Source organism: Pseudooceanicola sp. (assembly GCF_029213205.1).
Taxonomy (GTDB): Bacteria; Pseudomonadota; Alphaproteobacteria; order Rhodobacterales; family Rhodobacteraceae; genus Pseudooceanicola.
Genome location: NZ_JARGNH010000011.1, coordinates 105,634 through 120,988 on the forward strand (window position 1 = coordinate 105,634; position 15,355 = coordinate 120,988).

Annotated in this window: 16 protein-coding genes; 12 read left to right on the forward strand and 4 right to left on the reverse strand. The window is 62.6% G+C overall.

Annotated elements, in window-relative coordinates; translation table 11 throughout:
* Positions 1 to 33: 33 nt before the first annotated feature.
* From P1U48_RS10460 to P1U48_RS10475, 4 genes are all read left to right on the forward strand, one after another.
* Positions 34 to 1,062 (forward strand): branched-chain amino acid ABC transporter permease, encoded by a 1,029-nt coding sequence (locus P1U48_RS10460; protein ID WP_301068922.1) that lies wholly within the window; start codon positions 34 to 36, stop codon positions 1,060 to 1,062.
* The gene (locus P1U48_RS10465) at positions 1,059 to 1,904 is read left to right on the forward strand and encodes an alpha/beta hydrolase (RefSeq protein ID WP_301068923.1); all 846 of its coding nucleotides are present in this window, start codon (positions 1,059 to 1,061) and stop codon (positions 1,902 to 1,904) included. The genes P1U48_RS10460 and P1U48_RS10465 overlap by 4 nt, the downstream gene beginning before the upstream one ends.
* A 722-nt stretch (positions 1,905 to 2,626) precedes the next feature.
* Positions 2,627 to 3,721, forward strand: coding sequence for an efflux RND transporter periplasmic adaptor subunit (locus P1U48_RS10470; protein ID WP_301068924.1), 1,095 nt, complete (start codon positions 2,627 to 2,629; stop codon positions 3,719 to 3,721).
* Positions 3,718 to 6,807 (forward strand): efflux RND transporter permease subunit, encoded by a 3,090-nt coding sequence (locus tag P1U48_RS10475; RefSeq protein WP_301068925.1) that lies wholly within the window; start codon positions 3,718 to 3,720, stop codon positions 6,805 to 6,807. Before P1U48_RS10470 ends, P1U48_RS10475 begins: the two co-directional genes overlap by 4 nt.
* A gap of 120 nt (positions 6,808 to 6,927) precedes the next feature.
* Here the strand turns inward: P1U48_RS10475 and P1U48_RS10480 are convergent, their stop codons facing one another.
* The 3 genes from P1U48_RS10480 to P1U48_RS10490 all read right to left on the reverse strand — a co-directional run bounded on the left by P1U48_RS10480 (position 6,928) and on the right by P1U48_RS10490 (position 8,799).
* A complete protein-coding gene (locus tag P1U48_RS10480) occupies positions 6,928 to 8,127 on the reverse strand; it encodes an MFS transporter (protein ID WP_301068926.1) in 1,200 nt (399 codons plus the stop codon).
* Positions 8,128 to 8,266: 139 nt separating this feature from the next.
* On the reverse strand, positions 8,267 to 8,569 hold the full coding sequence (locus tag P1U48_RS10485) for a DUF6522 family protein (RefSeq protein ID WP_301068927.1): 303 nt from the start codon (positions 8,567 to 8,569) through the stop codon (positions 8,267 to 8,269).
* Complete coding sequence (locus P1U48_RS10490; RefSeq protein ID WP_301068928.1) at positions 8,566 to 8,799, reverse strand: hexameric tyrosine-coordinated heme protein; 234 nt, start codon at positions 8,797 to 8,799, stop codon at positions 8,566 to 8,568. The genes P1U48_RS10485 and P1U48_RS10490 overlap by 4 nt, the downstream gene beginning before the upstream one ends.
* A 352-nt stretch (positions 8,800 to 9,151) precedes the next feature.
* Between P1U48_RS10490 and P1U48_RS10495 the strand changes: the two genes are divergently transcribed.
* The 7 genes from P1U48_RS10495 (at position 9,152) to P1U48_RS10525 (ending at position 12,872) form a co-directional block, all read left to right on the forward strand.
* Positions 9,152 to 9,631: a hemerythrin domain-containing protein gene (locus P1U48_RS10495; RefSeq protein WP_301068929.1), complete on the forward strand. Its 480-nt coding sequence runs from the start codon at positions 9,152 to 9,154 to the stop codon at positions 9,629 to 9,631.
* Between the two features lie 29 nt (positions 9,632 to 9,660).
* Complete coding sequence (locus P1U48_RS10500) at positions 9,661 to 10,005, forward strand: carboxymuconolactone decarboxylase family protein (RefSeq protein ID WP_301068930.1); 345 nt, start codon at positions 9,661 to 9,663, stop codon at positions 10,003 to 10,005.
* Complete coding sequence (locus P1U48_RS10505) at positions 10,002 to 10,385, forward strand: DUF488 family protein (RefSeq protein WP_301068931.1); 384 nt, start codon at positions 10,002 to 10,004, stop codon at positions 10,383 to 10,385. Before P1U48_RS10500 ends, P1U48_RS10505 begins: the two co-directional genes overlap by 4 nt.
* A gap of 160 nt (positions 10,386 to 10,545) precedes the next feature.
* A complete protein-coding gene (locus tag P1U48_RS10510) occupies positions 10,546 to 10,914 on the forward strand; it encodes a hypothetical protein (RefSeq protein WP_301068932.1) in 369 nt (122 codons plus the stop codon).
* A complete protein-coding gene (locus P1U48_RS10515; RefSeq protein WP_301068933.1) occupies positions 10,907 to 11,998 on the forward strand; it encodes a tellurite resistance/C4-dicarboxylate transporter family protein in 1,092 nt (363 codons plus the stop codon). Before P1U48_RS10510 ends, P1U48_RS10515 begins: the two co-directional genes overlap by 8 nt.
* The gene (locus P1U48_RS10520) at positions 11,995 to 12,225 is read left to right on the forward strand and encodes a hypothetical protein (protein ID WP_301068934.1); all 231 of its coding nucleotides are present in this window, start codon (positions 11,995 to 11,997) and stop codon (positions 12,223 to 12,225) included. The genes P1U48_RS10515 and P1U48_RS10520 overlap by 4 nt, the downstream gene beginning before the upstream one ends.
* A gap of 32 nt (positions 12,226 to 12,257) precedes the next feature.
* A complete protein-coding gene (locus P1U48_RS10525; protein WP_301068935.1) occupies positions 12,258 to 12,872 on the forward strand; it encodes an NnrU family protein in 615 nt (204 codons plus the stop codon).
* 70 nt (positions 12,873 to 12,942) lie between these two features.
* Here the strand turns inward: P1U48_RS10525 and P1U48_RS10530 are convergent, their stop codons facing one another.
* Positions 12,943 to 13,641: a cyclic nucleotide-binding domain-containing protein gene (locus tag P1U48_RS10530; protein WP_301068936.1), complete on the reverse strand. Its 699-nt coding sequence runs from the start codon at positions 13,639 to 13,641 to the stop codon at positions 12,943 to 12,945.
* Between the two features lie 253 nt (positions 13,642 to 13,894).
* Here P1U48_RS10530 and P1U48_RS10535 point away from each other — a divergent pair.
* Positions 13,895 to 15,355, forward strand: a 1,461-nt coding sequence (locus tag P1U48_RS10535; protein WP_301068937.1) for an MFS transporter, incomplete at its 3' end; no start/stop codon positions are given.

The following is a 15,355-nucleotide window of genomic DNA, read 5'->3' on the forward strand; positions in this document are numbered from 1 at the left end:
GACACATTTGGGGCCCTTGCCATCAAGACCACTATGCTCGTCATCGCGGCCCTGTTGCTGTTCGCCCCGTTCCTGTTTCAGGACGTGCGGGCACTGGAGGTCGCGGCACGCATCTGCATCTTTATCGTGCTGGTCGCCAGCTATGATTTGCTGATCGGCTACACTGGCATCGTCAGCTTTGCCCATACCATGTTCTTTGGGTTTGGCGCCTATGGGACGGCCATTGCACTCAAACAGATGGGCCCGGGATGGGATGCGGTCGCGTTTGGCACTGGCGCGGGCGTCTTGCTCTCGCTGGTCGTGGCCGCGGCCATCGGCCTGATCAGCCTGCGCGTCAAGGCGATCTTTTTCGCGATGATCACCCTTGCCACTGCCTCGGTGGTACTGGTGCTGGCCTCGCAGCTTTCGCAGATCACCGGGGGCGAAGATGGCATCACCTACCGGGTCCCTGAACTCTTTAAGCCGACGACGAAGCTGCTGGTCGACGAAAACGGCCAGGTCCTGCGCTGGTTTGGGGTGAAGCTAAACGGAAAACTGGCCGCCTATTACTTCGTGTTCCTGACATCGATGGTGCTGTTCTTCCTCATGCTGCGGATCACAGCGTCGCCGCTTGGAACCGTTCTGAAGGCGATCCGCGAGAACGAGGCGCGGGCAGAGGCTGTCGGCTATCGCGTCGTCGCCTATCGAACCTTCGTCTTCTGCTTGTCGGCGGTGGTCGCGTCGCTGGCCGGGTCGGTCTATGCGGTCTGGCTGAAATACACCGGGCCGGAAACCACGCTGTCTTTTTCGATCATGATCGACATCCTGCTGATGGTGGTCATCGGCGGGATGGGCACGATGTGGGGGGCCGTTGTCGGTGCGGTATTGATGGTGATGGCGCAATACTACCTGCGCGACCTGATGGGGGCGGCAGCCGAAGCGATGGCGGGCATTCCTCTGCTGCCTGAATTCCTGGACCCGGACCGTTGGTTGTTCTGGCTCGGCATCATTTTCATTCTGCTGGTCTATTTCTTTCCCAAGGGGATCGTTGGCACGCTGATGACCAAGGGGGCGCGCAGATGACCGAACCACGATTTGCCTTCGTCCCGGTGATGGATCACGAAATTCATGTGACCGAATGGGGGACACCCGGCGCCCCGGCCGTTCTGATGATGCACGGGCTGGCGCGCACCGGACGGGATTTCGACGAAATCGCGGCAGGCTTGTCGGATACCTATCACGTGCTTTGCCCCGATATGATCGGGCGTGGCCTGTCCAGTTGGTCGGTCAATCCTGACGCCGAATACTCGGTCGAATATTATGCTGGTATCGCCTCTGACCTGATGGATCACTACCGGCTGGACCGCGCGGCCTGGTTTGGCACGTCCTTGGGTGGACAGATCGGCATGCGGATGGCGTCGGGGGCACATGCCGACCGTCTGACCTGCCTGTTGATCAATGATATTGGTCCCGAAGTGCCGGAAGCCGCGATCGAGCGGATCCAGTCCTATGTCGGCAACCCGCCACATTTTGACAGTTTCACCAAAGCTGAAATCTGGCTGCGCAACGCTTATGCGCCATTTGGACCCGCCTCGGACGCGTTCTGGCACCGTTTGGCACGTTGTTCGCTGCGCCGGCGCAGCGACGGACGGCTGACCCTGCACTATGATCCGGCGATCATCCGGCACTTGGCCGGCGGCGCCGCGACGGGCATGTCATGGGATCGCTGGGCAAGGATCACCACGCCCTGCCACCTGTTCCACGGTGCGAAATCGGATCTCGTAACCGAGGAAATCTTCGACAAAATGAAACAGTCCGGCCCCAAGCCGGACTCGACTGTGATCGACGATTGTGGCCACGCACCAACCCTGTCCCGGGCACAGGATGTTTTGCGAGTTCGCCAGGTCCTGAACCAACTGGGATGACACCACCCGGGGTGGGGGCCGGCCAAACTTCGCCAGTCAGCGCATTCGCAACGCCCATCATCCCGCGCGGGTTGCCGCCTTTTCAGGCGGCAATGACCGATTGTCAGAGCCGCGCGGCAGCGCACCGGGACAGAAATGCCATTTCCGGTTGCGGGATGGGTTGACCCAACAGGCTGTCCAGAAGACCCTTGCTTGAGGCGGGCAGGGCAGGTGCATGGCTATGGCCCATGACCCAGAAACGCCGCCCGTGACGCTATTCCAGGACCGGGCCCGAGATCACCCGCATGGCGGTGGTGATGTCTCTCCGCGTCCCGCTGTCGCGCTGAGAGGTCTCGGGAACACATGGTCGACAGGACCCCGCCGCGAAAAGTTGGACCCAAATCGACAGAATACACCGGCAGGCCCGTATCAGGAGGAAGACAAGCATCAGGCGGACGACTTTCATGATAAATCAATCAGGCGGTGTTCTTGCACGTGTTGTTAAGGCGGGCGCGGATTCAGCCACCTTGGCATTCCGGCTTTTGCCAGCGCGTGCGGCTGCGATCGCGCGGAGACAAGCGGTTGTTGTCTGGCATCGCCCCAGTCAACGCGATGGTGTGTTGCAACGTGTGGTGCATTGCATAAGACCCAGTTTACAGATTTCCCGCTGATCCATCCCGATGGACGACGCGAACCCAGGAGCCCGGAAACCCTTGAAGAAATTGATTGTTGTCCTTCTCTCGTTGGCAGTCCTCGCGGGCGCCTACGTCATCGCTTTCGGCGCGCCCGAACAGATCGCACAGTTCTGGGGCGGCGCCCCGGCCGAGGAGACGGCCGCGCCGCGTGGCAGAGCCGGCGGCGCGCGCGGGCAGGGCCGGGCGACGACGGTGGTTCTCGCGCCGCTGGAGGAACGCAACTACTCGCTGGTCCTGCGCACCGTTGGCAGCGCCGTCTCGCTGGGTCGCGCCGAAGTGATTGCGTCCGAAGCGGGCGAGGTCGTCGACTCAGCCCTGCGTGCCAACAAGCTGGTCGAGAAAGGCGAGGTGCTTTTGCGGCTGGACGATCGCACCGAACGCCTGTCGCTTGAGATCGCGCAGGCCAGCCGTGATCAGGCGCAGGAGACCGTCAGCCGCTACCAGGGGCTGCGCATCAACGGCACCTCGGTGGTGACCGACGTTGCCCTGTCGGAGGCCGAAGTCGCGCTGCGGCTGGCCGAGGCCAATGTCGGGCTGGCCGAGATCGCGCTGGAAGACCGCACCATTGTCGCGCCGATTTCCGGCCGCCTGGGCCTGAGCGAGGTCAACATCGGGGATCGTTTGTCGATCGGCGATGCCATCGTGACGGTGGACGATTCCACGACATTGCTGGCGACCTTCGAGGTGCCCGAACGCTCGATCGCGCTGCTGACCGAGGGCAAGCCGGTTTTCGTATCGACCCCGACCTATGCCGGGCGCATTTTCGAGGGTCAGATCACCGCCTTTGACAGCCGTCTGGACAGTGTGACCCGCAGCGCCACGGTGCAGGCGGAGATCGACAATTCCGAGGGTCTGCTGCTTTCGGGCATGACCTTTGCCATCCGCATGTCCGAAGAGACCGATCCGCTGCCGGTGGTGCCGGCCACCGCGATCACATGGGACCGCTCTGGCGCGGGTATCTGGGTGGTTGAGGATGGCAGCACCAGCCGCGCCCCTGTTACCATTCGGTACCGCAACGGCGATCAGGTCTGGGTTGAAACCGACGCCCCGGTGGGTGCGCAGATCGTGGCCGAGGGGGCCGCGAAACTGCGCGAAGGCGCGCAGGTGGCAGAGGCACGGACCAGCGAGGGGCCGGGCGCATGAGTTTCGAAAAGCGGGCGCACAAGGCCGGGTTCGCCGACAAATTCGTCGCGCGGCCGATCCTCGGGGTTGTTCTGAACCTTCTTATCATCATCGCGGGTCTTGCGGCGCTCAGCAGTGTCGACATCCGCGAAATGCCCGACGTGGACCGCCCGGTCCTGTCGGTCAGGACCACCTATGAAGGCGCGGTGCCCAGTACGGTGGACACCGAAGTCACCCAGGTTCTTGAGGACGCGCTGAGCGCGCTTGAGGGCATGTCCTTCATTGAATCGACGTCCAGCGCGGAATCAAGCCGCATCACGATTGATCTTTCCGATGGCACCGATGTCGACGTGGCCGCCAATGAGGCGCGCGAGATCGTCTCGGGCACCCTGCGCTCTCTACCCGACGATATCGACGATCCCAGCGTCAGCAAGAGCGATAGCAATGCCGACGCGATCATTCGCCTTGCCCTGTTGGGCAACGCCAGCTTTGACGAGCTGACCCAGATCGCCGAAGACAAGGTCTATGAGCGTCTGTCCCTGATCGACGGCATCGCCGAGATCACCCTGCGCGGCGACCGCGCCAACGAGTTTCGGGTGGCGGTGAACATGCCGTCCCTGCTGAGCCGGGGCCTGACCATTTTCGATGTCTCCACCGCCCTGGCCCAGCTGCGCGACGACACCGCCCTGGGGTCGCTGTCGACGGAGTCCCAAACCCTGTCCTTGCGGGTCGGCAACGAAGAGGTGACCGTCGACACGATCAATCAACTGCCGATCAACGACACCACGCAGGTGGCCGATGTCGCCTTTGTCCAGCTGATCCCGGAAGACGCCAGCGTTTACAGCCGGGTGAATGGTGAAACCGCCGTCGGTCTTGATATCACGCGGCAATCCGTCGGCAATACGCTGGAGATTTCCCGCGACGTGGGCATCGCTGTCGAGGAGTTGCGCGCGCAGCTGCCCGAGGGCGTGCAGCTTCTGGTGACGTCGGATGACGGGATCTTCATCGAAGGGTCGATCAACGAGGTGGTCAAATCCATCCTGCTGGCCACGGTCATCGTGATCGCGGTGATCTTCCTGTTCCTGCGCTCACCGCGGGCGACGCTCATTCCTGCGGTCACGATCCCGGTGGCCTTGATCGGCACGCTTGCCGCGATCTGGCTTACCGGGTTTTCCGTCAACACGATCAGCCTTCTGGCGCTGGTTCTGGCGACGGGGATGGTTGTGGATGATGCCATCGTCGTGATCGAGAACATCGTGCGCAAACGCAAATCCGGCATGGGGGCCTATGCCGCCGCCGCCGCCGGCACCAACGAGGTTTTCTTCGCTGTCATCTCGACAACGGCGACGCTTGCCGCCGTGTTCATCCCGATTTCCTTTCTGCCCGGGCAGGCCGGGGGCGTGTTTTCGGAATTCGGCTTCGTGCTGGCCTTTGCGGTGACGCTGTCGTCGTTCACCGCGCTTACGCTTGCGCCGGTTTTGGCGGCCTTGCTTGACCCGGGAAAGCCGCGCGCCGACGCCGTGGAAACCGGGCCGGGCCTTTTGGCGCGCGGCTTTGACCGGGTGATGGATTTCGCCATCCGCACGCCGATTCTGGTTCTTGCGGTGGCGCTTGGCTTTGCCATGATCGCCGCCGGGGCGGCGGTGACGCTGCCCTCGACCCTGACCCCGGAGGAAGACCGCGGCTTTTTCCTTGTGCAGGCGCGCGGCGCCTCGGACACGACCGTCGACTACCTCGACTCGCAGGTCCTGCTGGTCGAGGATATTCTGGCGCCCTACCTGGAAAGCGGGCAGATCGCAGCGGTGCAGAGCATCATCGGGGTCGGTGGCGGCACCAGCGCCTTCATCGTCGTGCGCCTGCCGGACTGGGCCGAACGCGACTTCAGCCAACAAGAGCTGATCGCGCAGATCAGCGGACGGCTGTCATCGGTGCCCGGCGTTCAGGTCAGCGCGCGCTCGACCAACAGTCTCAACATTCGCGGTGCCGGCGGCGGGCTTGGCTTTGCGGTGACGGGGACCAATCTGGCGGACATGACCGATGCCGCCGGCGAGCTTGTCGCGGCCATGTCACAGGACGCCACCTTTTTGAACCCGCAGCTGTCCAACAACAGCGTCAATGCCCAGCTCGAAGTGACCGTGGATGACAGTGCCGCGCGTGACATGGGGCTGGACAGCTCGGATGTCACCAGCCTGGTGCGCGCCCTGGTGCAGGGCGATGTCGCGGTCAGCGTCTTTTCCGATGACGTCGAGGTCGATGTGAATGTCGTTCCCGGCGGTCCCCCCATTGATGACCCTTCTGACATCGCCTCGATGTCGATCCGTCTGGACAGCGGCGCCTATATTCCGCTTTCGGCCGTGGCCTCGTTGCAAACGGTGGTCAGCGATGCGCAGATCGAACGGCTCGGCGGCTCCCTGGCGGTGTCGATGCAGGCGAACCTGGGCGAAGGCGTCGATCTGTCGACCGCGATGGAGCGCTTGCTGGAGATTTCGGAGGAGGTCCTGCCCGATGGCATGGGCATTACCTTCACCGGCGAGGCCGCAACACTCGATGACACGGCCGCCGGCATGTATGTTGTCTTTGGCGTGGCGCTGATCGTCGTGCTGCTGGTGCTTGCCGCGCAGTTCGAGAGTTTCGCCAGCGCGGTTGTCATCATGATGACGGTGCCGTTCGGGCTTGCGGCGGCGCTTCTGGCGATCTCGATCACCGGCGGATCGCTGAACTATTACAGCCAGATCGGTCTTGTGATGCTGATCGGGGTGATGGCGAAGAACGGTATCCTCATCGTGGAATTCGCCAACCAGTTGCGCGAAGCCGGCGAGGATATCGACAGCGCCATCCGCAACGCCTTGCGGCTGCGCATCCGGCCGGTGATGATGACGATGGTGTCCACGGTCTTTGGCGGCCTGCCCTTGGTGCTGACCTCGGGCGCGGGTGCGGAGGCGCGCATCGCCGTGGGCTGGGTGATCGTCGGCGGGCTGGGATTTGCCACCGTGTTCACCCTGTTCCTGACGCCGATCTTCTATCGCTGGATCGCCGTCTGGGGTGCTGCCCCCGGTGCCGCGGCGAAACGGCTGCGGGCCGAGGTTACGGCGGGTGCGGGCGCGTAGTCACAAACCCGTCGCCACTGCCGGGAATTGTCCAGCTGTGACGAAGAGGTCAGGCGGGCGGGCCTGACTGTCGCAAATGGCGTGCCGCGTGCTGGTCAGGCCCGCCCGGTGTTTTGAGGATCACGTTCCGCCGCCCTCGTCGATACGGGGCAGGAACCAGGCCAGCAGGCCCATCAGCGGCAGGAACGAGCAGATCCGATACACCGCTTCGACGCCATAGCTGTCTGCCAGCACACCAAGAAAAGCCGCCGCGACCCCGCCAAGCCCAAAGTTCAGACCGTAGAACAAGCCGCCGATCAACCCGATCCGATTGGGCAGCAGGTCGATCGCATATATCAGGATCGAGGCAAAGGCGCTGGCCATGATCAGGTTGATCAACACCGTCAGAACGCCGGTCCAGAACAAATCCGCGTAGGGCAGGATCAATGTCAGGGGCAGGGGACCCAGCACCGAAATCCAGATGATCCGATAGCGGCCGATCCGGTCGCCAACAATGCCGCCAACCAGGACACCCGCAGCCGCCGCCAGCAGGAAGATGAAGAGCATCATTTGCGCTGAAGGGATCGAAAGGCCGAACCGTTCAATCAGGTAGAAGGTATAAAAAGACCGAAAACTCTCGCTATAGGCGTTCTTGGTGAACATCAGCAACGTCAGGACGACAAGGCCAATGACGATGGTCAAGGCGGCGCGGCGGGGCTGTTCGACACCGGTCTTTTGGCGGGCGCGTAACGCCGTGAATTCGGCCCTGATCTGATGTTGCTTGCTGCCGATCCAGGTCAACAGCATCATCGCCATAAGCGCGGCGACAGCAAACCAGGCGAGGCTCGGCTGCCCCCAGGGCACAATGATGAGCGCGGCGAACACCGGTCCAAGCGCCCCGCCGGCCTGGCCGCCAACCTGGAAAATCCCCTGCGCGAGTCCCTGGCGACTGCCGGCGGCATAGCGCGCCATCCGCGTCGCCTCGGGGTGAAAGATCGACGAGCCAATGCCAATCAACGCCACCGAAACGAGAATGATTGCATAGCTGTGAGCGAAGGCGAGACTGACCATCCCAGAAAATGTGAACATCATCCCGACCACCGGCGAATAGGGCGCCGGGTGCCGGTCGGTTATCATGCCGGCCACCGGTTGCAGCATGGCTCCGGCGATCTGGAACGTCAGGGTGATGAGGCCGATCTGCACGAAGTCCAGCGCATAGGCCTTTTTCAAGATCGGATAGGCCGCCGGGATCAGCGATTGCAGCATGTCGTTCAACAGATGTGACAAGCCCAGAACCGCCAAGACGGCCAAATGGGTTTTGGGGCGAATTGCGGTCGTCATCTCAGCGGTCTTCTATTTTGCATGGCTCAGTCCGGAACATGGCCAATAGCTCACAGAGCGCTGCGGGCCACAAGGGTAAGAGAGCGGCCATTGGCCTTGACAGGGGCACAGGTCTTGAACCGGCGGTTCAAGCTCAACATCATTCGGTGGCCGCGTCCGGACCGTGTCGTCGGTCCCGAGATTTTACACTTCGGACAAAATCGATTTGAGCGGGTTCAACAAGCTCACCTTCCGCGTCGACCGTCAGGCGCAGGGCCCGGTTGCCATAGAAGAAATTCAATCTCGTGCGTCCGGCATCCGACCCTTCCCCCGTCTCGCAAATCGTTGTGATTACGCCCGCGTGCATTAGCTCGCGCAAGCGTTGCTCGTCCAGGCCAAAGCCCTTGGCCACCAAAGTCGCCGCAACGGTGACCTGGCCATCGCCAATACTGACCCCGGTCATTTCGCGTCACGCCAATGGTTGTTGGCCAGGGCGATCGTGGCGAAATGCGTGGCCACAACTTGCGAGACCGCAATAAGCGCACCCGCATCGGCCTCATATTCCTTGCGCAGCTTGTCGCGCATGGTTGCGTCGGGCTGCGTCTGTTTCACCGCGATCCGCGACAGTTTCACGGCAAGATCGTAGCCTTCGGTCTGGGTGGCTGTGATCAAACTAGGTAACCAATTATCCATTGTTTTCCTCTTTCAGTATCAGGGGGATCGGTTGGTCTGCTGCGGACAGGATAGGTGCTGCGTCGCCCTCAGGATCTTCTTACTGGTCGCGCCGCATGCTCCCGAAAAAAGCGGCCCCCCGATCCGGCGCAGCGGCCAGACGCATCAGCGCCCGCGGGGCAAAGTTGCTGATAGAGGTGAGGCGCATCCAATCTCGCTTCGAATGGGGATTTACATAGCCGATAATGCGGCTTTAATTGGCATTGTAAATACCCATTCATAGGAGCGCCAAGATGTGGCCGCTCGAGGGGCGTGCTGGGTGATCGAGCGGGCGGGTCGGATTGCCGCCGCAACTCTGAAAGGAAAGAAGTCCATGACCAATGATCTTCCCCCCGCCGATCCCGGCGCTCTGACGACATATATCCAGAGCCGGTATCACGACCTGCACCGCGCGCAGCTGCCCGATCTCGCCGCCTTGGCCCTGGGGGTTGAGCGGGTGCACGGCGATGTGCCAGAGGTTCCGAACGGCTTGGGGGCGCTGCTCCAACGCATGATCGGCGCACTTGAGGTGCATATGAAGAAAGAGGAGCTGATCCTCTTTCCCGCGATAAGGCGCGGCGCCACGCCGGGCCTCGGGGCTCCAATCGCCATCATGCGTGCAGATCATGACGACCACGCGGCCGATGTGGCGAAAATCCGGCTGCTGACTGACAATCTGACTTTGCCAGATTCCGCCTGCCGCTCCTGGACTGCGCTTTATGAGGGGCTTGCAACATTTCTGGCCGATCTGGACGCCCATATACGGCTGGAGAATGACGTGCTGTTTCCGCAGTTTGAACCGGCCAACGCCTGACTGACCACCACAAATCAGAGGACCATCCTATGGCTGAAATCTCGATGCCCAAAGCCACCCGCGCCCATGCTCAGAAACGCCATGCGCTGGCCCCGGCGGCCGACGAGGCCTTTCACGCCTTCAGCAAGGCGGTGTTCGCGCCCGGCGCGCTGGATGCCCGCACCAAGCAGCTGATCGCGGTGGCGGTTGCCCATGTCACGCAATGTCCCTGGTGCATCGAAGGCCACGTCAAGGCCGCCCGCCGCGAAGGCGCCAGCGGCGAGGCGATCATGGAGGCGATCTGGGTCGCCGCCGAAATGCGCGCCGGGGCCGCCTTTGCCCATTCGATCAAGGCGCTGGACCTCATCGACCCCGACCCGGCGGCGGCGGAGTGAGCGACTCCATTCACCTCTGCCGCACCTACGACGCGCGGGGCGGCGCCGGGACACTGGGCGCAAGGCTGCTGGTCGACAGGCTCTGGCCACGCGGCATTGCCAAGGCCGATCTGCCGCTCGACGTCTGGCTGAAGGATGTCGCCCCGAGCAGCGACCTGCGAAAATGGTTTGGCCATGACCCGGCGAAGTGGGCCGAATTTTCAGGCCGTTACTTGGATGAGCTGAAGGGCAGGCCCGGTGCCGTGGAGCAGGCCCTGAAGTGGTGTCGCAAGGGGCCCGTGACGTTGCTTTATAGCGCCAGGAATACCCGTTACACCCACGCGGTGCTGCTGCGCGATGTCCTGCAACAGGCCATGTCCGCCCAGGGGTCAGAAGCCTGAACCCGGCGCGCCAGACCAGATCGCTGCGATGTGGTGATCCGATTGCCGACAGATGGCCCGAATTGGGGGCGTGACGAAATGCGGGCCTTTGCAGCGGGGCAAACTGTGCCAATGATGGTGAATACCCTGCCGATCGACCTGGCCTGAGGAGGGGCCGGATATGACAGATGAGGGTTCGGCTTTGCGTTCGACATTGTTGCTGATGCTCGCCCCCGAAATTCGGATCTGGCATGGGCAGATGCCCCTTGGCCGGGTCTTCTGGGGGCACGGTGTCGCGGCCAGTTCGGTGATCGCAATGCTCTATGCCACCACGGTCATGCTGGACCAGGTGGTGTTTCAGCAGGTGCTGGTGATCCTCTCGGCGCTCTACACAATGTGGATCCTTGTCGGGATCTGGCGCTGCGCCGACAATGCCGCGCCGTTCTGGGGCAACCTGGCGCGGCTGTTGACCGTTGCCTGGGCGCTGAATATCGCCTTTGTCCTGCTGTTTCTGCAACTCGATCTGCTGGTGCGCTATGGCCGTGGATAACCCGCCTCCGGCCGGGCCCGCCCGGGATGGCCTCTTTGCGCGGGCGTGGCCGCTGTTCCTGAACGGCGCGCAATCCCTGTTTCCGGGGTATTTCGCGCTGGTGATGGCGACCGGGGTCGTCTCCATCGCCTGCCAGTTCCTTGGCATGCGCCCGATTGCCCTGGCGCTTATCGCGGTCAACTGGGTCGCCTACCCGTCGCTCTGGGCGCTGACCATTGTCCGCGCGCTGCGGTTTCGCGGACTTTTGTTGCGCGACATCTCGGACCATCAGCGCGCGCCGGGGTTCTTTACCATCGTCGCCGGAACCTGCGTGCTTGGCACGCAGAATGTCGTCGTATTGGGCGCGACCGGCATCGGCACCCTGCTGTGGTGGCTGGGGCTGACCCTGTGGTTCGTGGTCATGTACACCTTCTTCACCGCGGTAACGGTGCGCAATCGCAAGCCGTCGCTGGCGCGCGGGATCAACGGTGCCTGGCTGATCGCGGCGGTTTCGACCCAGGCGGTGGTGGTGCTGCGCGGTGTCATCGACGTGGCCGCCCCGCCACCCGAGATGATCCAGTTCCAGGTCATCGCGATGTTCATGATCGGCTGCCTGCTGTACCTGGCGATCATACCGCTGATCTTCTACCGGCTGACCTTCGTGTCGCTCAGCCGCGAGGATTTCAGCCCGCCCTACTGGATCAACATGGGCGCGGTGGCGATCACCGCGCTGGCCGGCGCGATCCTGATCCTGCGGGGCGAGACCTGGCCGCTGCTCGGCCCGCTTTTGCCGTTTCTCAAGGGATTTACCTTTTTCTTCTGGGCGGTGGCCAGTTGGTGGATCCCGTTCCTGTTTGCGCTGATGGGCTGGCGCTATATCTGGCTGCGCGACCGGTTCACCTATGAACCGGCGGTCTGGGGCATGGTGTTTCCGTTGGCGATGTACACGACCAGCACCTACCAGTTCAGCCGCGCGATGGGCTACGGATTCCTTGCCCCGTTCCCGAGGGTGTTGATCTTCGTGGCCCTGGCGGCCTGGGTCCTGGCCATGGTCGGACTCTTGCGTCGGATCGGGCAGGGGCTGAGCGCCGGGGATCGAGCATGACATTTCACAGATCCGACGCGACCCGCGCCAGCCGCGGGCAGGCCACAGCCGCGATTGCGGCGCCTTGCATTGGCCTGATCAGTGCCGTGCTGGCCGGCGTTTCCATCGGGGCTGACCCCGGACGGGATGGCTGGCCGTATCTGGCTGCTGGCGCTGGGATCGTCGCTCTTGCCGGAATCGCGGCGATCTGTCCGCCGATGCGCTCCTGGGCGCGAGATCGAAAATGACGGGCTGGGGCGAGTATACAGCGGCCTGGGCGGTGTTCCTGCTCAGTCATTCCATTCCAGTGCGACCGCCGGTCAAGCCATGGCTGGTGGCACGGTTGGGCGCTGCCGGATTTGGTCTCGTCTATTCGTTGATATCCATCGCGATCCTGATTTGGCTGATCAGTGCCGCGGGCCGTGCGCCTTATGTCGAGATCTGGCCGCGCGCAGAATGGCAAAACCATGTGACATTGATCGCGATGGCGCTGGCCTGCCTGATCCTTGCCTTGGCGGCGTTCCAGCCCAACCCGCTGTCATTCGGGGGCTGGCAAAACCCGCGCTATGATCCGGAAAACCCCGGCATCGTCGGCCTGGTCCGCCACCCTGTTCTGGCGGCTCTGGGCTTGTGGTCGGCAGGCCATCTTGCCCCCAATGGCGACCTGGCCCATGTGCTGCTGTTCGGCGGGTTCGCCGGTTTCGCCCTGTTGGGCATGAAGCTGATAGACCGCCGCCGCAGGACCGAGATGGGCCAAAAGGAATGGCAACGTCTGCGCCCGCGCCACAGCGTCAAGGGCCTGCTGGCGCCAATGCGCTGGCTCGCAGCTCTGGCACTTCTGTCGGCGCTCGTCATGTTGCACCCAGCGATGATCGGGGTGCCCGCGATCTGGTAGGCGGCAGTCCCGTCGATTTGGACCGCTCTGCCAACTTGGCACGCGCGCCGGTGCCAGGACGAAAACCCGCTTAATGCTCCGGGTCGTCAATCAGTGGCATTGGTTTGGCCAGGTTCAACAGGGCCTCGGGGGTCGTGATCGTGACCATCGCACCATCGATTGTGACCCCGTAAGATTGCAACGTCTTGATCGCACGCGAGAGATTTTCGGCCGTCATCCCCAGGTACGAGGCCAGCCGGCGCTTCTCGACGTCCAGCTCGAAGGATTTTGCGCCGCCCGCCTCGATCTGCTTGCGGACCAGGTGATTGGCCAGCCGCTCGATCGAGCTTCGCAGCTTGAGGTTCTTGGTGTTCTTGATGGACATGCGATAGCATTGCGCCAGTTCGACGACGATCGCCCGGGCGAAAGCGCTGTCGGTTTCAAAGACATTGCGGACATCCTCGGACGGCAGCAGGACAAGGCGTGACCTTTCCAGCGTGCGCGCCGACATCAGGTTGGGCGCATCCTTGATCGTGGCCGCGAGGATGAAGGTCCCCAAGGGGCGTACCGTTGCCATCGTGGTCTGGTGTCCGTTCCAGGTGGCAAACAGCTCGACGGTCCCTTCGACCACGATATGCAGAAAATCGCTCGGCTCACCTTCGGTGATCAATTCGATCTGTGGCGGAAAGGTCTGAACATAGGCGCCGCGGATCAGCACTTCGAATTGGGCGTCGTCCATGTCGCGAAACAGCGGCAGGGTGCGGATTTCTGCGGTGTCGGAGACCTTCAACGGGATTCGCTCCAGATTATCGTTTGATATTTATCAAGCATCCAACAAATTAAAATCAAAATAAACCTCCTGATTTCGAAATTGATTGGACGACATATGCCAGATTGTCCCGAAGCATTGTTTTATTAATCACTTATTTCGTCCGTGGATTTGGCGAACTTGATCCAGATCAAGCTTTCATAAGGAGCGGGGTTCCAAGCTTGATCGCAAGCCATGTGCGGCGATCAATGTAGTGTATTCTTGGGGGGCACTCATGCAAGACTTAGATGGCGTTCGCAGCAGCGAGCAGACCCGCGCCTTGGCGCTCAGCACGATTGCCTTTACCGCCTGTTTTGCGGTCTGGACGATTTTCTCGATCATCGGGGTTGCCATCAAGGCAGAGCTTGGGCTGAACGAGTTCCAATTTGGCTTGCTGGTTGCCACGCCAATCCTCACCGGATCGATCTCGCGGCTGTTTCTCGGGGTCTGGACCGAGAAATACGGCGGGCGGCTGGTGTTCACCGCGCAGATGCTGCTGACGGCGGCGGCCACGTGGCTGCTGACCTTTGCCTCGACCTATCCGATGTATCTGATCGCGGCGCTGGGGATCGGCCTGGCCGGTGGCTCGTTCATCATCGGGGTGGCCTATGTTTCGCGCTGGTATGACGCGGGTCGGCAGGGCACGGCGCTGGGGATATTCGGCGCAGGCAACGTCGGGTCGGCGGTCACCACCTTTGTCGCGCCCTTTATCATGGTCGCCTATGGCTGGCACGGGGTTGCCCATGTCTGGGCGACGGTGCTTGCGGTGGTGGCGGTGGCGTTCTTCCTGCTGGCCAAGGATGACCCGAAGATCGTCGAGCGCCGCAAGACCGGGGTGAAGGCCCCGACTTTCGCCGAGCAGGTCGCGCCGCTGAGGAACCTGCAGGTCTGGCGCTTCGCGTTGTATTATTTCTTTGTTTTCGGGGGGTTCGTGGCCATCGCGCTGTGGACGCCGCATTACCTGATCGATGTCTACCACGTCGATATCCGCACTGCCGGGATGGCGGTGGCCGCCTTCGGCCTGTCGGGCTCGCTGTTCCGCGCCTATGGCGGGCACCTGTCGGACCGCTTCGGCGCGCGCTCGGTGATGTATTGGAGCCTCGGCTTCTCGACCATCCTGCTGTTCATGCTGTCCTACCCGGAAACCAGCTATGTCATCACTGGCAAGAACGGGCCGATCGCCTTTTCGACGCGGATGGATTTCCTGCCCTTCGTGGTCACGCTGTTCGCGCTCGGCTTCTTCATGAGCCTCGGCAAGGCGGCGGTGTTCAAGCATATCCCGGTCTATTACCCCGACCATGTCGGCGCGGTTGGTGGGCTGGTCGGGATGATCGGCGGGCTGGGCGGCTTCCTGCTGCCGATCAGTTTCGGTGCGATCCTCGACCTGACCGGCATCTATACCTCCAGCTTCGCGCTGCTGTTCCTGCTGGTCGGCGTTTCGCTGCTGTGGATGCACATGGCGATCCGGGTGATGGAGCGTTCGGCCCAGGGCACCACGCTGGACGAGCTTCCCGAACTGCCCGAGATGCAGGGGATGCCGCTGCCCGAGGGGCGGGCGATGGCGCATACGCTGGAGGAATGGACGCCCGAGGATCCGGCCTTCTGGGAGGCGAAGGGCCGCCGCATCGCGCGCCGGAACCTGTGGATCTCGATCCCGGCGCTGCTGCTGGCCTTCTCGGTCTGGATGGTCTGGTCG